Here is a 20206-nt window from a genome sequence, read left to right as displayed (position 1 = left end):
ATGGAAAGCAAAGGAGTGGATCATGGCTGTGTCCATGTCACCAAAGCAAAAAGTATACCAAGAAGTTTTAAAGGAAATTCGTAGCTTTATAGATGAGCATAATCTGCAGTCCGGAGATAAACTACCTTCTGAAAGAGAATTGGCAGAGAAGCTGAATGCTGGTAGATCGTCAGTCAGAGAAGCATTAAGAGCCATGGAGCTACTTGGATTAATTGAAACGAAGCATGGAGAAGGAACGTTTCTGAGCACCTATCGTCCTTATCAAACGGTTGAGTTGTTATCGTCCTTTATTTTAAGGGACAATGTTACGAAGCATGATTTAATTTGTGCAAAATTAGTACTAGAAAAAGAAACTGCAAAGTTAGCCTTTAGTAGACTAACAACGGATGATTTAGCTGCGCTTCTTCAAATTGTTGATATGGATGGAGATGAGAAACAAAAGCATTTAGATTTCTTTTTTCTATTGTTCGAGAAAACAGAAAATCTTTTATTAGCAAAGATTTGGCGATTAATGGAAGAATTTTCTCATACAATGGATAGAATCTATTATGATGTAAGCTTTTATAAAGAACTTCTCACCATTTATACAAATAATGAGTATGAAGCTATTGAACAGTTGTTTACGAGTATGTTAAAAAAAGAAAGGTGTTGTTAAACTGTCGTCTTTAGAAGACAAATGGATAAAATTTTGTCTTCGACGGATTTAGACACCTTTTTTATGGAAGATACGATATAGTAAGAAGCAATGAAAAAAGGCTGAATACTTCCAGGAAAATGGACATCAACCTAAGAGATTGCATGAAAAAGGGGGAAATGAACTTGCTTAAAGATCTTTTTGGCAAGAAAAGGAAATATGCTTCCATTCCAAATGAACAATCAAAAGTAGATGTTCCTGAGGGGCTAATGAAAAAATGCACCGGGTGTTATAAAATTTATTATACAAAAGAAATGAAAAAGAACTTAAATGTCTGCCCCAATTGTGGTTATCATCACCAACTAAATGCTTGGGAACGGATTGATAGCCTATTCGATAAGGACACCTTTCAGGAATGGGATCGTGAGCTAATATCCAATAACCCGCTTGGTTTTCCTGGATATGAAGAAAAGCTTGAAAAAGATCGCCAAAAAACAGGTTTGAATGAAGGGGTAGTAACAGGAAAAGGACTTATTGACGGACAAGCTGTTGCCTTTGGAGTCATGGATGCTAGCTTTCGTATGGGTAGCATGGGTTCTGTCGTTGGTGAAAAAATTGCTAGGGCAATCGAAAACGCTAAAAACGAGCAGTTACCTTTCATTGTTTTTACTGCTTCAGGTGGAGCGAGAATGCAAGAGGGACTTCTCAGTTTAATGCAAATGACGAAGGCGTCAATAGCGATAAAGCGTTTTTCAGAAGCAAATGGTTTAATGATATCTGTTATGACGCATCCAACAACTGGAGGGGTTTCTGCTAGCTTTGCCTCTTTAGGGGACTATAATTTTGCTGAGCCAGGCGCGTTAATTGGTTTTGCAGGCAGAAGAATTATTGAACAAACAACACGTGAAAAATTACCAGACGATTTTCAAACGGCAGAATTTTTATTGAAGCACGGTCAATTAGATCGCGTAATTCATCGTCATGACATGAAGCAACAGCTAAGCACGCTCTTAAAGCTGCATGAGAAAGGTGGGACCGGCAAATGAAGCAGGTTCTTGATTTCGAAAAACCGATCGTAAATCTAAGAGAAAAAATTGTAGAGTTAAAATCGTTCACTGCAGATAGTGATATTGATTTATCCGATGAAATTCAAACATTAGAAAAGCGATTAAAGGTTTTAGAGGACGATATCTATGGTAATTTAAAGCCGTGGGATCGTGTACAGATGGCTAGGCATCAGGAACGTCCGACTACTTTAGATTATATCGCTGAGATTTTTACAGATTTTATGGAATTTCACGGTGATCGTGCCTTTGGGGATGATCCTGCCATTGTTGCGGGTATTGCATATTATAAAGGTACACCCGTTACAGTTATTGGTCATCAACGTGGTAAAAATACAAAAGAAAATATTTATCGAAATTTTGGAATGCCACATCCTGAAGGATATCGAAAAGCGTTACGACATATGAAACAAGCAGAGAAGTTTCAACGACCGATTATCTGTTTTATTGATACAAAAGGAGCAGATCCAGGTAAAGAGTCAGAAGAGCGCGGGCAAAGTGAAGCAATTGCTCGTAACCTAATGGAAATGGCAGGCTTAACGGTACCAATCATTTGTATTGTTATTGGAGAAGGTGGAAGTGGCGGAGCGTTAGCCTTAGGTGTTGGTGATCGGATTCATATGCTTGAAAATTCAACGTATTCCGTAATATCTCCTGAAGGAGCAGCGGCACTTTTGTGGAAGGATGCAACACAAGCAAGAAGAGCAGCTGAATCCATGAAGATAACAGCTTATGACTTAAAGGAGCTAGCTCTTATTGATCAGATTATTCCTGAGCCAAAGGGTGGCGCGCATCGAGATATAAAGCAACAAGCAGGAGCGATTGATTCGATAATTGAGCAATCGCTTGAGGAGCTACGTGTACTATCTGTTTCAGAATTACTTGAGAATCGATGGGAAAAGTATAAGTGTATGGGCGATTATAAAGAAATTTGATAAATATAGAGGCTGGCATAAGTCAGTCTCTTCTTATATTTTACCGAAATTCTAATTTAAACAAATAATGGACTTATTTATTTAAATAGTATTTGGTATGGAGGTGAATATAGAAAAGAGGCATACAGATTGTATCTGAATTGCTCATATAGTAAGACACATTAGTGTGATCGTAACACACGCGTTTGTTATTAATTGATATTTTTACTTCTACCTATTATCTTTAAAGTGGAAGGTTGTACTTACATGCTGTCAAATAATCGATAATCTATCTTGAGGTGAAATCATGAAAAAAATCGGCGTTTTAACAAGTGGTGGCGATGCTCCAGGAATGAATGCAGCAATCAGAGCTGTAACTAGGAAATGTATTTACCATGGAGTTGAGATTTACGGAATTAAATATGGTTATCAAGGTCTTATTGATGGAGATATTGAAAAGCTGGAAATAGGTTCTGTCGGAGATATTATTCAACGTGGAGGCACAACGCTTTTTTCAGCAAGATGTGAAGAATTCAAGACGGATGAAGGACAGTTAAAAGGGATTGAGCAATTGAAAAAGCATGGAATTGAAGGGTTAATTGTCATTGGTGGTGACGGGAGTTTTCGTGGAGCGCAAAAACTAACCGAAAAAGGCTATCCATGCATCGGTGTTCCAGCAACTATTGATAATGATATTTCTGGAACAGATTTTACAATTGGTTTTGATACGGCTTTAAATACAATTATCGAAGCGATAGATAAAATACGGGATACGGCGACATCTCATGAAAGAACATATGTTATTGAAGTAATGGGAAGAAATGCAGGGGATCTTGCCTTATGGGCCGGACTTGCTGATGGTGCAGAGAGTATATTGATCCCTGAAAAGCCGGATAACTTTGACGAGGTTATTGAACGACTCCGCCGTGGGCATGAACGTGGGAAAAAGCATAGCATTATTTTATTAGCTGAAGGCGTAGGAAGTGGCATGGAATACGGACAACGGATAAAAGAAGCAACACAGCTAGAAACACGAGTTACGGTTTTAGGCCATATTCAACGAGGTGGCTCTCCAACTGCACAAGATCGGGTTCTTGCAAGCCGATTAGCTGCTAAAGCTGTTGATTTAATTTTGAACGGACAAGCAGGACGAATGGTTGGAATTCAAAATAATGTGTTAGTAGACCATGACATATCGGAAATACTTAGCGGAAATCATACAATTAATTTAGATATGTATGAGCTATCAAAGGAACTATCTATTTAATTACTGGCATATCTAATAAGAACAATAATCGTCATGAAACTGGACGAAGGAGGAAATACATTGAGAAAAACAAAAATTGTTTGCACAATAGGACCTGCTTCAGAATCGATTGAAACATTAGAACAGCTTATCGAGGCTGGAATGAATGTAGCACGATTAAACTTTTCCCACGGTGATTATGAGGAACACGGAAAACGAATCGAAAACATTCGTAAAGCAGCAAAAAATAAAGATAAAACAATCGCGATACTATTAGACACAAAAGGACCTGAAATTCGCACCGGTACATTTAAAGAAGGTCAGGCCGAGCTTCAGGAAGGACAAGAAGTTATCATATGTATGGATGACGTGGAAGGAACAGCAGAACGGTTCTCTGTGACATATGATGGACTTATCCATGATGTACAAGCTGGTTCAAGAATTTTATTGGATGACGGTTTAATTGAACTCGAGGTAGTGTCTATTGATATGGACAAGAAGGAAATCCGAACGAAAGCATTAAATGCAGGATTAATAAAAAATAAAAAAGGTGTTAACGTACCAAATGTTTCCGTTAATTTACCAGGAATCACAGAAAAAGATGCAAATGATATTCAATTTGGAATCGATCAAGGCATTGATTTTATAGCCGCATCATTTGTACGAAGACCATCAGATATTTTAGAAATCAGAGAGCTACTTGAAACAAATAATGCTACACATATTCATATTATACCGAAAATTGAAAACCAAGAAGGCGTAGATAATATTGATAGCATATTAGAGGTTAGTGACGGCTTAATGGTTGCTCGAGGAGATTTAGGTGTAGAAATTCCAGCGGAAGATGTACCTCTCGTTCAAAAAGAGTTAATTAAAAAATGTAATATTGCTGGAAAGCCTGTAATTACAGCAACTCAAATGCTGGATTCAATGCAACGAAATCCAAGGCCAACAAGAGCAGAAGCCTCTGATGTGGCAAATGCTATTTTTGATGGTACAGATGCCATTATGCTCTCAGGAGAAACGGCTGCCGGACATTATCCAGTTGAATCTGTACGAACAATGAGTAATATTGCATTAAAAGCGGAAACCGGAGTAGATCATGCCGCAATTTTAAAACAACGATCCAAATCAGTGGATATGACGATTACAGATGCAATAAGTCAATCGGTTACACATAGTGCAATGAACTTATCGGTAAGTGCAATCATAACACCTACAGAAAGTGGTCATACCGCTCGTATGATATCGAAATATCGGCCAAAGGCTCCAATTGTAGCTGTTACTCCATCTGAACATGTAAACAGACAGCTTTGTCTAGTATCTGGTGTGCAATCGATTATAGGAGGTACCGCACATTCAACAGACGAAATGCTGGAAGTTGCAATTGATCGGGGTCTAAAGGAAAATCTAATCACACGAGGCAGTAAGGTGATTATTACAGCAGGTGTTCCGGTAGGAGAAAGTGGTACAACCAATCTTATGAAGGTTCATATTATTGGGGATGTCATTGCTAAAGGGCAAGGTATTGGAAAGCGTAGTGCTTATGGAAGAGCGGTTTTAGCAAAATCCGCAACAGAAGCAAACGAAAGTGTCCAAGAGGGAGATATTCTTATCACTTATGGAACAGATCGAGAAATGATGCCAGCGATCGAAAGAGCAAGTGGAATCATAACGAGTGAAGGTGGTTTAACTTCACACGCTGCGGTTGTAGGCTTAAGCCTAGGTATTCCAGTAATTGTTGGTGTTGAGAAAGCGCTAGAGTTAATTGAAGATGGAGAAGATATTACGATTGATGGAACAAAAGGGGATATTTATAAAGGGCATACGAGCGTTTTATAATTAAATTAATTGTCTTTAATTAAAATTGGAGGGGGTTTAATCTTCCCCCTTTTCTTATTCTAGTTTGAACAAAAGGAGAGGTCACGATATGCGATGGCTATTATTAGCATTTTTAATCATTCCAGCCTTAGAAATCGGAATTTTCGTTTGGGCTGGTGGGGTGATTGGTCCTTGGTGGGTAGTTGCCTTAATTATTCTTACCGGTATAGTTGGATTAGCAATTGCAAAACAACAAGGTATGGAGACATGGCAACGCGCTCAATTATCGCTCCGGCATGGTCAAGTACCAGGGGAAGAAATTCTTGATGGGATTTGTATTTTAGTAGGCGCAATTTTTTTATTTACGCCCGGATTTCTCACAGATATCGTTGGGTTTATTCTTGTCCTTCCTTGGAGTAGAAATCTATTTAAAGGATTTTTTATCTATCTATTTAAAAGAATGATTAACAATAACCAGATCACCTTTCGACGTTGGTAGCATGAATTTATTTTGCTTCTCCTTTAATAAACGCCCAAAGTAATGTGAAAATACCTGCCTTATAGATAACTGTTACAATGATGAGCAAAAATGGTGCAATAATAATGCCAGTTACTCCCCATAGTTGAATGCCAACAAATAATATCATTAGACCTACAAGTGGGTTTACTCCAATATGAGAAGAAAGAATTTTTGGTTCGAGTATTTGACGAAATATAACAATAATCATATATAGAATACAAAGGCCAATCGTCATATCGTAATGATTCGTTAAAAATGTGTATAAAATCCATGGAAAAAAGAGAATTCCTGTTCCGATTAATGGAAGAAAATCAGCGATTGCAGCAAAAAATGTAATTGTAGGTGTATGCTTGACTTGTAGCAACGATAAACCAATGAATATAATGCCAGCGGTAATCAATATAAGCAGAAGCTGTGCTTTAAAATAGCCAGCAAACGCTTCCCTAAAATGAGTAGGCAATGCATGATAATATTTACTGGAATTGGTAGGTATTACTTTTTTAATCCTTTTTTTCCATTGTTCCATATCTTTTGTAATAAAGAAGGTTGCTAGGATTATAAAGATGATGATGGTTAAGGAAGCTGGTAAAAGAGAAAGAAATACAGGGATTTTTAAAAAGAAATCCTGTAATAGCGCTGTACCTGAGGAAGCTAAATCTCCCGACAGATTCTGTAAATTTTCTAGTAGTGCTTCCTGCTGTGTTTGGTTAAGCGATTGAAATATCGTGGCGAGCTTATTATATATTGGGATGATACTTTCTTTAAAGCGGTCTTCAAGTATGGCGATAAATGATTGATAGTAGGTAGGAATTCTATCCGCTAAGTATGCAGTTCCTTGTACCATTTCTGAGATCAAAAGAAACGATAGCATTACAAGCAATGAAGCAACGAAAAACATAACAATGATCGTTGCAAACGTCCGAGGGAATTTAAGTGATTGTTCTAAAAAGGAAACGATAGGATGAATAATAAACGCAATGATCACAGCAATAACAAATGGATAAACATATGGAAGGGTAGAAGTGATGAACAATATCAATATTACAATGCTGATTAAAACTAAAAAGCTTCGATAAATTTGTCCTAATGAATGCTTGTACATTTTAACACCTCGTTTTATAGAACCCCTTATAATCTTACATATGAGAAATCAAGCTCATTTAGAATCGTTGTCCAACAATTGATCGTTGATTTTCTTTCGTCATCCATTCAGAAACGTCTAATAAAAGATAAATCGTTTAAGGGAACGAACTTATCGGAAAATAATCGCTTTCAATTCACATTGGTTGAATAATCATTTATAATGGTGGATGGGGATGACAATGTCGTTTTTTCGTAAATATATTGTCAAAAAAAAGTAACATCTTTATTTGTTACAGTACAATTTATAGAAAAAGGAGAGGGTTGGTTATGACATCAACAAAAGGTCTTGAAGGGGTTGTAGCTACTCAATCATCAATAAGCTCAATTATTGACGATCAGCTTACGTATGTTGGTTATCGGATTGATGATTTAGCCGAGCACGCTAGCTTTGAAGAAGTAGTTTATTTGTTATGGAACCAAAAGCTCCCAAATAAAGCACAGTTAGATGCTATCAAACAAGAGCTTGCATCGAATATGGAGCTTCCAGAAGGGGTACTGGAGCATTTACAATCTTATGACCTATCATCCGTGCATCCGATGGCGGCATTGCGCAGTGCCATATCCATTCTTGGATTATATGATAATGAAGCAGATCTAATGACGGATGAAGCAAATAAAAGAAAGGCTATTCGTCTCCAAGCTAGAATTGCAACAATCGTAGCAGCATTTGCTAGACTTAGAGATGGCAAGGAGCCTGTAAAACCAAAGAAGGACTTAAGCTTTGCGGCGAATTTCCTTTATATGCTTAACGGGAAAGAACCAGAAGCGATTGAAGAAGAAGCAATAAACAAAGCACTTGTGCTTCATGCGGATCATGAATTAAACGCATCGACTTTTACAGCAAGAGTGTGTGTAGCAACACTCTCTGACATGTATTCCGGTGTTACCGCAGCAATCGGGGCATTAAAGGGACCACTTCACGGTGGAGCAAATGAACAGGTAATGAAAATGCTTTCTGAGATTGGTGAAGAAGAAAATGCGATTCCTTTTATCCAAGAACGGTTAGCTCGTAAAGAAAAGATAATGGGGATGGGGCATCGTGTTTACCGTAACGGGGATCCACGGGCAAAGCATCTAAAGAAAATGTCTAAACAGTTAACAGAGCTTACTGGGCAACCAAAATGGTATAACATGTCTGTTGAAATTGAAAAGTATATTAAGAATGAAAAAGGATTACCTGCAAATGTAGATTTTTATTCTGCATCGGTTTATCACAGCTTAGGTATTGCGCATGATTTATTTACACCGATTTTTGCTGTAAGTCGTATTTCTGGTTGGATTGCACACATTTTAGAACAGTATGCTAATAATCGCCTTATCCGTCCGCGTGCTGATTATAATGGGCCAAATACACAAGAGTACATTCCTGTTGAAAAGCGTAATTAATACTTAAAAAGCCGGTATTCCGGCTTCTTGCATGATTTTTGGATAATGCTTGCTTAGATAAGTCATCTGTTTGGGTGCTGCGCTTAAATGAGTAAGGACAGCAACAAGCATGGTAGCATTATGATAAAATAGTTGTGAATTTATTTAACTAGGAGGATGTAGCATGACAAAAGGAGAAAAAATTACTGTAAATAATGGAAAGGTTCAAACTCCAAATCAGCCAATCATTCCGTTTATTGAGGGGGACGGAACTGGTCCGGATATTTGGGCTGCTGCAAGCAAAGTATTAGAGGCGGCGGTTGAAAAAGCATATAACGGAACGAAAGAAATTGTTTGGAAAGAAGTATACGCTGGTCAAAAAGCGTTTGATAAAACCGGAGAATGGTTACCGAGTGAAACCTTAGACGTAATTAGAGATTATAAAATTGCTATAAAAGGTCCGTTGACAACACCAATTGGAGGAGGAATTCGTTCCTTAAACGTGGCACTTCGTCAAGAACTAGATTTATTTACTTGCCTGCGTCCTGTTCGCTACTTTGATGGTGTACCATCACCAGTTAAGCATCCTGAAGATGTAGATATGGTCATTTTCCGTGAAAACACTGAGGATATCTACGCTGGTATCGAATGGCAAAAAGGTTCCGACGACGTGAAAAAGGTCATTGATTTCTTGAAAAATGAAATGGGTGTACATAAAATCCGTTTTCCTGAAACGTCTGGTATCGGAATTAAGCCCGTTTCTGAAGAAGGAACGAAGCGCCTAGTCCGCTCTGCAATTGAATACGCATTAACAGAAGGACGTAAAAGCGTTACACTTGTTCATAAGGGAAATATTATGAAATTTACCGAAGGTGCTTTTAAAGCATGGGGCTATGAAGTAGCGGAAGAAGAATTCGGTGATAAAGTATTTACATGGGCAGAATATGACCGCATTGTAGAAAAGGACGGCAAGGATGCCGCAAACAAAGCACAAGAAGCAGCAGAAGCAGCAGGAAAAATCATTATTAAAGATGCGATTGCGGATATCTTCTTACAGCAAATTTTAACACGTCCGAAAGAGTTTGATGTCGTTGCAACAATGAACTTAAATGGCGATTATATTTCAGATGCATTAGCTGCACAAGTAGGAGGAATCGGAATTGCTCCTGGTGCAAACATCAATTATGATACAGGGCATGCGATTTTTGAAGCAACACATGGTACAGCACCAAAGTATGCTGGATTAGATAAGGTAAATCCATCATCTGTTATTCTATCTGGGGTGTTAATGCTAGAACATCTTGGCTGGAGAGAAGCAGCAGATTTAGTTACGAAAGCAATGGATAAAACAATTGCTTCGAAAGTCGTCACATATGACTTTGCTCGTTTAATGGATGGGGCAACAGAAGTAAAATGCTCTGAATTTGGAAATGAACTTATTAAAAACATGGATTAAACACAAAAGGGGGATTACATCATGGCGAACAAGCGTAAAAAGATATCGGTAATCGGCTCTGGATTCACTGGTGCAACAACAGCATTAATGTTAGCACAAAAGGAATTAGGGGACGTTGTGCTTGTGGATATTCCGGATATGGAGAATCCTACAAAGGGGAAAGCGCTTGATATGGTTGAAGCTAGTCCTGTTCAAGGATTTGATGCATCAATTATCGGGACATCAAACTATGAAGATACAAAGGATTCCGACTTAGTGATTATTACTGCTGGTATTGCTAGAAAGCCTGGCATGAGTAGAGATGATCTTGTTAACACGAATGCGAAGATTATGAAAGCTGTTACGAAAGAAATTGTAACCTATTCACCTAATTGTATTATTGTCGTGTTAACGAACCCGGTAGATGCTATGACATATACCGTATTCAAAGAGTCAGGGTTTCCGAAAGAGCGAGTGATAGGTCAGTCTGGAGTTTTAGATACTGCTCGTTTTCGTACGTTTGTAGCGCAGGAGCTTAACCTCTCTGTAAAAGATATTACTGGATTTGTTTTAGGTGGGCATGGCGATGATATGGTACCTTTAATTCGCTATTCCTATGCTGGTGGGATTCCTTTAGAAACATTAATACCAAAGGACCGATTAGATGCAATCGTCGAACGCACGCGTAAAGGCGGGGGAGAGATTGTAAATCTATTAGGCAATGGAAGCGCATATTATGCTCCGGCTGCTTCTTTAACTGTGATGGCAGAATCGATATTAAAGGATCAACGACGTGTAATACCTTCTATCGCATATCTCGAAGGAGAATATGGATACACTGAAATCTATTTAGGCGTACCGACAATTCTTGGCGGTAACGGAATCGAAAAAATTATTGAGCTTGAGTTAACTGTTGATGAGAAGGAAGCGTTAGATAAATCAGCAGACTCTGTTAAGAAAGTCATGCACGTATTACAGTAAAAACACGCTATCAAAGGGTTGTGCTATAAGTCTGGAAAAAGACTTATAGGCAGCCTTTTTTATTGGTAATGGATAATCTTAGATCTTGCATTAAAAATCCATCTTAGTTTATTTTAATAGATGAAAATCACGTTTGTTTCAAGGGGGATGGTAGTATAATGGCTCAAAATTTGATACAATAGTAAGCGCTTACATTAAAAGGGGTGAATTTATGATAGGAAAAAAGAGAAATCTAGGAAAACAAATTAATATGCTCGCCATTGGTGATCGTTATAAGTCCGTATATCGAATTGAGGATAAGGATCTCCTGTTATATTTAGGGTTAACGAACGATGCAAACCCATTATATATCCAGCATGATTATGCTTCCCAGACATCTTATAGCAAACCGATTGTTCCTTCTGTCATGTTATGTGGAATGATTTCCGCAGTTATTTCCATGCATCTTCCTGGACCTGGGAGTCACATCGTGAAGCAAGACATGACGTACCCTAAACCAGTATTTCATTATACAGAGATCACATTCGTAGTTGAAATAATTTCTATTGATCACGCCAACCATATGGTTGAAATATCTGCAGTAGGCTTTGATGAAGAAGGGGATGAGGTCATTTCTGGGAAGATGTATGTTTGCCCTCCGCATAAGCTAAATTCGCTCACTGCAAATTCATTGGAGAATTTTTTCTAATAGCGTTTTCTTTCAGACAAACGTAAATTTTTCTTTACAATCAGTAACTTATGTTCCTTTTATTGCCGTTTCATTGTAAGATGAATGTGATAGGATAGAAAGAACATTTGTTGGAGTGAGGTGGCATATTGGGACAAAAAGTATTAATTGTTGATGATGAACAATCAATTGTAACGTTGCTAACATTTAACTTGCAAAAATCTGGCTTTGAAACAGAGATTGCGTACAATGGACTTGATGCAGTGAGAAAAGCGGAGAATAATGAATATGATTTAATCATATTAGATTTGATGCTTCCAGAGATGGACGGAATGGAAGTTTGTAAACGTCTACGCCAAAATAAAATCGACACCCCGATATTAATGCTAACTGCACGTGACGAAGAGCTAGATAAAATCCTCGGACTTGAGCTTGGTGCGGATGACTATTTAACGAAGCCATTTAGTCCGAAAGAAGTTGTCGCTAGGGTAAAAGCAATATTACGACGAACGAATAAAAAGGTGCAAGAATTTACATCTTTGCAAATCGGTGATATTACGATATATCCAGAGCGTTACGAAGTAGAGAAAGATAGTAATACGATTCTATTTACTCGAAAAGAATTTGAACTTCTCTATTATATGGCAACAAATAAAGACAAGGTGCTTTCCAGAGATCAATTATTAAGTGCGGTTTGGAATTATGACTTTGCTGGAGATACGCGTATAGTAGATGTGCACGTAAGTCATTTACGTGAAAAAATTGAATCAAATACACGAAAGCCAATGTACATTAAAACAATAAGAGGGCTGGGTTATAAAATGGAGGATCCGACATCATGAAAGCAATATTTTCTAAATCTCTGTTTGGTTATGCCATCGGTTTATTTGTCGTTATTGTACTTAGTGGAGTATTTTTAAGCTTTATCATGGAGGATATTTTATTATTAATCTCTATTTTGGCAGTAGAATTTATTATTTTGATTTTAGGATTACTTCATATCTTTGACCGTTATATTAAACCAATACATAAAGCATCACGAACAATGGATGAACTTGTTCGGGGAAATTATCGTGCACGCATTCACCATCCGATAAATGGAATTGTAGGGGAGCTTACACGAAAAATAAATGTACTTGCACGAAATTTAAGTGAATTATCGATTCAGGAACAAATTCAATCAGAACAACTTTCTACGGTAATAGATAATACTGAAAGCGGACTTGTTTTAATAGATGGAAAAGGCTATATCCATCTAGTGAATCGAAAGTTCCTTTCTATGTTTGGAAAAACACAGAAAGATTATATCGGTTATTTATATTATGATGTGATTGAAAACGAAAAGATTCATCGTACTGTACAGGATGCGTTTCTATATGAAAGAAATGTGAAACAGTCCTTTACAAAGGCAAGTGGACAAGGAGAACGTCACATAGAAATAGTTGGAGCCCCGATATTCAATGAACGGAACTTACTAAAAGGTGCAGTGCTTGTATTTTATGATATTACAGAATTAAAGCGGCTAGAGGTCATGCGGAAGGATTTTGTTGCCAATGTATCTCATGAGCTAAAAACACCAATCACTTCTATTAAAGGTTTTGCAGAAACGTTATTGGATGAAGAATCCGGAAACGATGAAACAAATGGACAATTTCTTAACATCATTTATGAGGAAAGCACACGACTGCAAAATTTAATAGATGATTTACTCACCTTATCTCGATTAGAGAAGGATGAAATCCAATTATCTGTGTCACCAGTTGAAATTCGAAATTTAGTGGATGAAGTAATTCCTGTTATTAAACAAAAAATAGAGGAAAAAAACATTCAATTGACCATTAAAATGGATGATAATATTACATTTACAGCAGATCGTTATAAAGTAAAACAAATTTTAATCAATTTACTGGAGAATGCTGTGAATTACACAGGACCACAAGGGAAAGTGGAGCTCACTGTATTAGATTCAGATGATTTTGTCACGTTTGTTATAAAAGATAGCGGTATTGGAATTCCACAGGAAGCAATTGGCAGGATTTTTGAGCGTTTTTATCGTGTGGATAAGGCGCGGAGTCGAAATACTGGTGGAACAGGATTGGGTCTAGCAATCGTAAAGCATATTATCGAAGTTCATAAAGGGAAAATTACCGTTGAAAGTGAGCATGGAAAAGGCTCTACTTTTACAATTTTGCTTCCAAAAAAGCAACACGAATAGAAAACATCCTCCTAAGAGGGTGTTTTGCTTTATAATAAGAGAAAGAGAACGAATAAGGGGGAATACTTAATGAAAGCAGCAGAAATTGCTTTAATTATTATCGTAATTATTATTGCATATTTACCGACTATTTATCGTATGCAACGAAGAATTCGAATTTTAGAAGATGAAGTAAGAGAATTGAAAAAAAGCGATAAGAGCGGTTAAAGTAATTGTTTTTAACTTCACGAAAAATAGTGATAAAATAAACAGCAGATATTAGTGAAAGAGGAGGCAGTACGCTTGACGAAAAAACTCGTTTTAATCGATGGAAATAGTATTATATACCGCGCATTTTTTGCTTTACCATTGTTAAATAATGATAAAGGTGTTTATACAAATGCAGTCTATGGTTTTACTACAATGCTTTTAAAAATATTGGAGGAACAAAAGCCTTCACATATCCTTGTCGCTTTTGATGCAGGAAAGACAACCTTTCGACATGCTACTTATCAAGAATATAAAGGCGGAAGACAAAAGACGCCACCTGAATTATCAGAACAATTTCCTCTTGTGAAAGAACTGCTTGATGCATTTCAGATTAAGTACTATCAGCTTGATCAATATGAGGCAGACGATATTATTGGAACATTAGCAAAGCAAGGGGATGAGAAAAAATGGGATGTCGCTGTTATATCAGGAGATAAAGACCTTCTACAGCTTGTATCAGACCATGTAAATGTTGCATTAACTAAAAAAGGGATAAGTGACGTTGATGTTTATACACCTGCCTTTATGAAAGAGAAGATGGAACTTTCAGCAGACCAGATTGTGGATATGAAGGCATTAATGGGAGATGCTTCAGACAATATTCCCGGTGTTCCAGGTGTTGGTCAAAAAACAGCTACTAAATTATTAAAAGAGCACCATACCTTAGAAAACATTTATCAAGCATTGGATCAAATAAGTGGGAAAAAGTTAAAAGAAAAGTTAATTACACATAAATCGGATGCCTTTATGAGTAAAGAGCTCGCAACGATTAATTGTGCTTCTCCTATCACAATTTCTATAGATGATCTAGTTTATGACGGTTTCCATCCTCAGCAGGTTTCACCAGTTTTCAAGGATCTCGGTTTTCAGTCGCTATTAACGAGAATTGATGTGGAAGAAGATTCTGGTGACAATGCAGAAGCGCTAGAGGAAATATCGTTTACTATTTTAGAGCATATCAATGATGACGCTTTTACCGGGAAAGAAGCTATTTTTTTGGAGACGTTGACAGATAATTATCATCAGACACCAATTGAAGGAATCGGAATTGTAAATGATAAAGAAGCCTACTTTATCCCGGTTAAAGTAGCATTAGCATCAGATACCTTTAAACGATGGGCAGCAGATAAAACGAAAGAAAAATATGTGTTTGATGCCAAAAAAACATTAGTAATGCTTAAGAATAAAGGAATTAACATGGAAGGAATCGTATTTGATATGCTTCTTGCCTCCTATTTATTAAACCCTTCAGAAAATAACCATAGCATTCCGGCGATTGCGTATCGTATGGATCGAAAGGGAGTACATTTCGATGAAGAGGTTTATGGCAAGGGAGCAAAGCTAAAGGTTCCAGAGCAGGAAATATTAGCAGAACATGTTGTTCGTAAAACAAAGCTATTATTTGATTTACAAGCTGACATCAGAGCACAGCTGGAGAATAATGAGCAGTATGCGCTTCTAATGGAGCTAGAACTACCGTTAGCGCTCATTCTTGGTGAGATGGAGCATACAGGTGTTATGGTTGATGTAGATCGCTTAAAGAAAATGAAAGCTGAATTAAAAGATCGATTGTCAACGATAGAGGAAGAAATTTATGATCTTGCAGGAGAAACCTTTAATTTAAATTCTCCAAAGCAGCTTGGTCCCATTTTATTTGAAAAGCTTGGCCTTCCAGTTGTTAAAAAGACAAAAACCGGCTATTCAACGGCGGCAGATGTGTTAGAACAGCTTGAGAATGAGCATGCGATTATTCCTAAAATTTTGCTATATCGTCAGCTTGGTAAATTACAGTCTACTTACGTAGAAGGTTTATTAAAGGTAGTGGATAAGGACACTCATAAAATCCATACGCGATTTAATCAAGCCTTAACACAAACAGGAAGATTAAGTTCGATTGATCCTAACCTACAAAATATCCCGATTCGACTGGAGGAAGGCAGAAAGATTCGCCACGCCTTTGTTCCTTCAGAAAAAGACTGGATCATGTTTGCGGCGGATTATTCCCAAATCGAATTACGGGTATTAGCACACATTGCCAAGGATGAAAAGTTAATCGCTGCTTTTAATCATGATGTGGATATCCACACGCAAACTGCAATGGATGTATTCCACGTCGAAAAAGACGAAGTAACTTCAAATATGCGCCGACAAGCGAAAGCAGTTAATTTTGGAATTGTTTATGGCATTAGTGATTACGGATTATCACAAAATCTTGGGATAACCCGTAAAGAAGCAAAACAATTTATCGAGCGTTATTTTGAAAGCTATCCAGGGGTAAAACAATACATGGAAGAAATCGTTCAACAAGCAAAGCATCAAGGCTATGTCACTACATTAATGCATCGCAGAAGGTATTTACCTGACATTACAAGCAGAAACTTTAATCTGCGTAGCTTTGCAGAACGGACAGCAATGAATACCCCTATTCAAGGGAGCGCGGCTGACATTATAAAGAAAGCAATGCTTGATCTTAATGAGAAGCTAAAAGAAGAAAAGTTAGAGGCTCGAATACTGCTGCAAGTGCATGATGAATTAATATTAGAAGCACCACAAAAGGAAATTAATCAATTAAAAGAAATAGTACCAACCAGTATGGAACAAACTGTAGAATTAGAAGTTCCTTTAAAAGTCGATTATGCTTATGGACAAAGCTGGTTTGATGCGAAGTAAGGGGAAACGAGAATGCCAGAATTACCTGAGGTAGAAACCATTAGAAAAACTTTACAACGATTTGTTATTGGAAAAACAATTGCTTCGATTCAAGTGCACTGGCCCAAAATTATTAAAAGTCCAGACGATAGTGAGATATTTAAGCAGATACTTTGTGGACAAACGATACAAGCTATCCGAAGAAAAGGGAAGTATTTGTTGTTTGATCTAGAAGATTATACACTTGTATCCCATTTGCGTATGGAAGGCAAATATAGTGTGGATGATACGAACGACCCAATTAAAAAACATACCCACGTCATTTTTGCTTTTACGAATGGGCAAGAGCTCCGATATAATGATGTTCGTAAGTTTGGTACCATGCATGTTTTGAACAAGGGCGAGGAAATGAAGCAAAAGCCCTTGATTCAACTTGGACCAGATCCATTTGATGCCGAATTTTCCTTCGCTTACTTTTACGAAAAATTAAAGAAGACAAATCGAGTTATTAAAGCGGTCTTACTTGATCAAACGGTTGTAGCAGGACTTGGTAACATATACGTTGATGAAACATTATTTAAAGCTGGTGTACATCCGTTAAGAAAAGCGAACAAGCTAACCAAAACAGAAGCACGTGCTATTCAACAGCAAGCTATTATTACGCTAGAGGAAGCGGTAAAGCAAGGCGGAACAACGATACGATCTTACGTAAACGGGCAAGGTGAAATGGGGTTGTTTCAACAGCAGCTATTTGTTTATGGACAGGAGAATACACCATGTAAAAATTGTGGTAAAGCGATTGTAAAGCTAAAAGTAGGCGGTCGTGGAACACATGTATGTATGACATGTCAAAAATAAATAAGTTATTACATCGATCGTGAAAAGGAGTATATCTATGACATTAGTTATCGGATTAACCGGAAGCATTGCTAGTGGAAAGAGTACGGTTTCTTTAATGTTTGATGATTTTGATATTCCTGTTATTGACGCAGATAAAATTGCACGTGAGGTTGTCATGCCAGGAGAGAAGGCTTACAAATTAATTATCAAAGCCTTTGGAACAGAAGTATTACGTCCAGATCATACGGTTGATCGACCGAAGCTGGGTACGATTATATTTGCAGATGAGGAAAAGCGAAAACAGCTTAATGCAATTGTTCATCCTGCTGTAAGAGAAAAAATGCTTCTGCGTCGGGATGCATTAATAAAAAATGGAGCTTCTTGTATCGTCCTTGATATTCCACTTTTGTTTGAAAGTAAGTTAACACAACTTGTTGATAAAACGATGGTTGTTTATGTTGATGAGGAAATACAATTAGAACGCTTAATGGCGAGAAACGCTTATTCGAGGGAAGAGGCAATGCAACGTATCCAAGCACAAATGCCTGTGGCTGAAAAGGCGAAGCTTGCCGATGCAGTCATTGATAATAACGGATCAAAATTTGAATCATATCAACAGTTACGTGAAATCTTAGTTAGTTGGAATATTTTATAAGACATGGAGAGCTCCCCAATGTAGAACATAAGGAGCTCTTCAATTTATGTTATCGTAATCATTTTTTTCTGAATAATTAAACATATTAAAAATGCAAAAGTTACCCGCATTTTTATAATGAATATGTTATACTATTGGTGGAAAAAGCTGAAAAAAGTATGACATATATAGGGGGACTATAAATGAAGAAAACGCGTATCGCAATAAATGGATTTGGTCGTATTGGTCGAATGGTTTTTCGCCAGGCTATACAAGATGATCAATTGGAAGTCGTTGCAATTAATGCTAGTTATCCTCCCGAAACATTAGCACATCTCATAAAATATGATAGTGTCCATGGTATTTTTAACGGAAAAGTGAAAGCGCTTGATTCTAGCTTAGAAATCGATGGACAGCATATTGCGCTAGTTAATTCACGTCAACCAGAAGATCTCCCATGGGGGCAACATAATATTGACATTGTTGTGGAAGCAACTGGAAAATTTAAAACAAAGGAAGAAGCGGGTCGACATATTATCGCTGGTGCAAAAAAAGTGGTAATAACAGCACCTGGAAAGCAAGTAGATAAAACGATTGTAATGGGGGTCAATGAACAAACGTTAAACGAGGAGGATGTGATTATATCTAATGCCTCTTGTACAACGAACTGTTTAGCACCTATCGTAAAGGTATTAGATGATAACTTTTCGATTGAGAATGGTTTAATGACTACGGTACATGCCTTTACAAACGATCAAAAAAATTTAGATAATCCACATAAAGATTTGCGTAGAGCTCGAGGATGCACCCAGTCTATTATTCCAACTTCAACAGGAGCGGCAAAGGCCTTAGGAGAGGTTATCCCTCACCTGAACGGAAAGCTTCATGGGATGGCACTTCGGGTACCTACACCAAATGTGTCACTCGTAGATTTAGTTGTAGACGTCAAGCAAATGGTAACAGTAGACAAGGTGAATTTAGCTTTTAAACAAGCTGCTGATACTCATCTAAAGAACATTATCCATTATAGTGATGAACCACTTGTTTCTATTGATTATACAACAACGGATTATTCTGCTGTCGTAGATGGTTTGTCAACAATGGTTATGGACGGAAAAAAAATTAAAGTTTTAGCGTGGTATGATAATGAATGGGGGTACTCACGTCGAGTGCTTGATTTAGTAAAATATGCAGGAAGCCATTTACATCAAAAACAAATGAAAATTTCTTAAATCGATTTTGAACATGAAGATAGGCAGTTGTTTGATTATCTGTATGCAGATATAATCGAACAACTGCTTTTTTATACATATACTAGGGGAAATTAAAAAAACATGTTAAAATAAAATGAATACATTTTTTCGTCATAAATAGACACATGTGATACATTTTTTTCTATTAATTATGATATGATGACGGGGTTGAATAAATTGTCCTTACGAGATAAACTATCAAAATATATGAATAATCATGCGGAGACAAATGATACGCATTGGGATAATCAGCTTCAAACGAGGTATTATAAATCAAATAAAGACAAGGCGATGGATGCTGTTAAGGGATTGTTTCAAGATAATTCGTTATACGAGATAAATGCGATTTCGGAAGAACATGGAGAGATAAGTGTTCATGTTAAAAAAGGAAAAAAAGCGTTTATCGTTGCGACGGTTATTATGGTGCGTCCATTTCGAACAGCGGTTGATTTTTCTGTGACAACAGAATCTGTACTTCCCATTGATTTTGGTTATAGTGCAAGACTAATCACTCAACTTTATGAACAATTGAATAATGAACTACCATTACTAAATAATTAATTATTTAATCGATCA

The 20206-nt window shown here is 37.2% G+C and carries 19 protein-coding genes; 18 read left to right on the top strand and 1 reads right to left on the bottom strand.

Going from position 1 to position 20206, the window contains the following annotated elements:
* Nucleotides 1-22 precede the first annotated feature (22 nt).
* From SPK86_RS03840 to SPK86_RS03815, 6 genes are all read left to right on the top strand, one after another.
* A complete protein-coding gene (locus SPK86_RS03840) occupies nt 23-655 on the top strand; it encodes a FadR/GntR family transcriptional regulator (RefSeq protein ID WP_330948681.1) in 633 nt (210 codons plus the stop codon).
* A 164-nt stretch (nt 656-819) separates the two neighbouring features.
* On the top strand, nt 820-1680 hold the full coding sequence (gene accD / locus SPK86_RS03835; RefSeq protein ID WP_284139822.1) for an acetyl-CoA carboxylase, carboxyltransferase subunit beta: 861 nt from the start codon (nt 820-822) through the stop codon (nt 1678-1680).
* On the top strand, nt 1677-2633 hold the full coding sequence (gene accA / locus SPK86_RS03830; RefSeq protein ID WP_284139821.1) for an acetyl-CoA carboxylase carboxyl transferase subunit alpha: 957 nt from the start codon (nt 1677-1679) through the stop codon (nt 2631-2633). The genes accD and accA overlap by 4 nt, the downstream gene beginning before the upstream one ends.
* A 286-nt stretch (nt 2634-2919) precedes the next feature.
* A complete protein-coding gene (gene pfkA / locus SPK86_RS03825; RefSeq protein ID WP_284139820.1) occupies nt 2920-3879 on the top strand; it encodes a 6-phosphofructokinase in 960 nt (319 codons plus the stop codon).
* 60 nt (nt 3880-3939) lie between these two features.
* Nucleotides 3940-5700, top strand: coding sequence for a pyruvate kinase (gene pyk, locus SPK86_RS03820; protein ID WP_284139819.1), 1761 nt, complete (start codon nt 3940-3942; stop codon nt 5698-5700).
* Between the two features lie 88 nt (nt 5701-5788).
* On the top strand, nt 5789-6178 hold the full coding sequence (locus SPK86_RS03815) for an FxsA family protein (RefSeq protein ID WP_284139818.1): 390 nt from the start codon (nt 5789-5791) through the stop codon (nt 6176-6178).
* A gap of 7 nt (nt 6179-6185) precedes the next feature.
* On the opposite strand, the gene ytvI is transcribed toward SPK86_RS03815, so the two are convergent.
* The gene (gene ytvI / locus SPK86_RS03810; protein WP_284139817.1) at nt 6186-7301 is read right to left on the bottom strand and encodes a sporulation integral membrane protein YtvI; all 1116 of its coding nucleotides are present in this window, start codon (nt 7299-7301) and stop codon (nt 6186-6188) included.
* A 308-nt stretch (nt 7302-7609) separates the two neighbouring features.
* Here ytvI and citZ point away from each other — a divergent pair, with 308 nt between their 5' ends.
* The 12 genes from citZ (at nt 7610) to SPK86_RS03750 (ending at nt 20191) form a co-directional block, all read left to right on the top strand.
* Nucleotides 7610-8728, top strand: a complete 1119-nt coding sequence (gene citZ / locus SPK86_RS03805) for a citrate synthase (RefSeq protein WP_284139816.1) — start codon at nt 7610-7612, stop codon at nt 8726-8728.
* Nucleotides 8729-8891: 163 nt separating this feature from the next.
* A complete protein-coding gene (gene icd, locus SPK86_RS03800; protein WP_284139815.1) occupies nt 8892-10163 on the top strand; it encodes an NADP-dependent isocitrate dehydrogenase in 1272 nt (423 codons plus the stop codon).
* A 21-nt stretch (nt 10164-10184) separates the two neighbouring features.
* The gene (gene mdh, locus SPK86_RS03795; protein WP_284139814.1) at nt 10185-11123 is read left to right on the top strand and encodes a malate dehydrogenase; all 939 of its coding nucleotides are present in this window, start codon (nt 10185-10187) and stop codon (nt 11121-11123) included.
* Nucleotides 11124-11334: 211 nt separating this feature from the next.
* On the top strand, nt 11335-11811 hold the full coding sequence (locus SPK86_RS03790; protein WP_284139813.1) for a MaoC/PaaZ C-terminal domain-containing protein: 477 nt from the start codon (nt 11335-11337) through the stop codon (nt 11809-11811).
* A gap of 128 nt (nt 11812-11939) precedes the next feature.
* Complete coding sequence (locus tag SPK86_RS03785) at nt 11940-12632, top strand: response regulator transcription factor (protein WP_284139812.1); 693 nt, start codon at nt 11940-11942, stop codon at nt 12630-12632.
* Nucleotides 12629-14005 (top strand): two-component system histidine kinase PnpS, encoded by a 1377-nt coding sequence (gene pnpS, locus SPK86_RS03780; protein ID WP_284139811.1) that lies wholly within the window; start codon nt 12629-12631, stop codon nt 14003-14005. The genes SPK86_RS03785 and pnpS overlap by 4 nt, the downstream gene beginning before the upstream one ends.
* A 69-nt stretch (nt 14006-14074) precedes the next feature.
* Nucleotides 14075-14212, top strand: coding sequence for a hypothetical protein (locus SPK86_RS03775; protein ID WP_284139810.1), 138 nt, complete (start codon nt 14075-14077; stop codon nt 14210-14212).
* Between the two features lie 75 nt (nt 14213-14287).
* Complete coding sequence (gene polA, locus SPK86_RS03770) at nt 14288-16924, top strand: DNA polymerase I (RefSeq protein ID WP_284139809.1); 2637 nt, start codon at nt 14288-14290, stop codon at nt 16922-16924.
* 12 nt (nt 16925-16936) lie between these two features.
* Nucleotides 16937-17761 carry a DNA-formamidopyrimidine glycosylase gene (gene mutM, locus SPK86_RS03765; RefSeq protein WP_330948680.1) on the top strand — a complete coding sequence of 275 codons (825 nt, stop codon included), beginning with the start codon at nt 16937-16939 and terminating at the stop codon, nt 17759-17761.
* Nucleotides 17762-17798: 37 nt separating this feature from the next.
* Nucleotides 17799-18398 carry a dephospho-CoA kinase gene (coaE, locus tag SPK86_RS03760; RefSeq protein WP_284139807.1) on the top strand — a complete coding sequence of 200 codons (600 nt, stop codon included), beginning with the start codon at nt 17799-17801 and terminating at the stop codon, nt 18396-18398.
* 182 nt (nt 18399-18580) lie between these two features.
* Nucleotides 18581-19609, top strand: a complete 1029-nt coding sequence (locus tag SPK86_RS03755; RefSeq protein ID WP_284139806.1) for a glyceraldehyde-3-phosphate dehydrogenase — start codon at nt 18581-18583, stop codon at nt 19607-19609.
* Nucleotides 19610-19807: 198 nt separating this feature from the next.
* A complete protein-coding gene (locus SPK86_RS03750) occupies nt 19808-20191 on the top strand; it encodes a cytosolic protein (RefSeq protein WP_284139805.1) in 384 nt (127 codons plus the stop codon).
* Nucleotides 20192-20206 lie beyond the last annotated feature (15 nt).

Source organism: Virgibacillus sp. MG-45, assembly GCF_036409425.1.
Lineage (GTDB): Bacteria > Bacillota > Bacilli > Bacillales > Amphibacillaceae > LDC-1.
This window is presented reverse-complemented; position numbering and strand designations above follow the sequence as displayed.

Coding starts and splice junctions, on each gene's coding strand:
- SPK86_RS03755 (WP_284139806.1), top strand. CDS start 18,581: ATGAAGAAAACGCGTATCGCAATAAATGGATTTGGTCGTATTGGTCGA.
- SPK86_RS03840 (WP_330948681.1), top strand. CDS start 23: ATGGCTGTGTCCATGTCACCAAAGCAAAAAGTATACCAAGAAGTTTTA.
- pfkA (WP_284139820.1), top strand. CDS start 2,920: ATGAAAAAAATCGGCGTTTTAACAAGTGGTGGCGATGCTCCAGGAATG.
- SPK86_RS03815 (WP_284139818.1), top strand. CDS start 5,789: ATGCGATGGCTATTATTAGCATTTTTAATCATTCCAGCCTTAGAAATC.
- SPK86_RS03790 (WP_284139813.1), top strand. CDS start 11,335: ATGATAGGAAAAAAGAGAAATCTAGGAAAACAAATTAATATGCTCGCC.
- SPK86_RS03775 (WP_284139810.1), top strand. CDS start 14,075: ATGAAAGCAGCAGAAATTGCTTTAATTATTATCGTAATTATTATTGCA.
- pnpS (WP_284139811.1), top strand. CDS start 12,629: ATGAAAGCAATATTTTCTAAATCTCTGTTTGGTTATGCCATCGGTTTA.
- icd (WP_284139815.1), top strand. CDS start 8,892: ATGACAAAAGGAGAAAAAATTACTGTAAATAATGGAAAGGTTCAAACT.
- accA (WP_284139821.1), top strand. CDS start 1,677: ATGAAGCAGGTTCTTGATTTCGAAAAACCGATCGTAAATCTAAGAGAA.
- mdh (WP_284139814.1), top strand. CDS start 10,185: ATGGCGAACAAGCGTAAAAAGATATCGGTAATCGGCTCTGGATTCACT.
- citZ (WP_284139816.1), top strand. CDS start 7,610: ATGACATCAACAAAAGGTCTTGAAGGGGTTGTAGCTACTCAATCATCA.
- coaE (WP_284139807.1), top strand. CDS start 17,799: ATGACATTAGTTATCGGATTAACCGGAAGCATTGCTAGTGGAAAGAGT.
- mutM (WP_330948680.1), top strand. CDS start 16,937: ATGCCAGAATTACCTGAGGTAGAAACCATTAGAAAAACTTTACAACGA.
- ytvI (WP_284139817.1), bottom strand. CDS start 7,301: ATGTACAAGCATTCATTAGGACAAATTTATCGAAGCTTTTTAGTTTTA.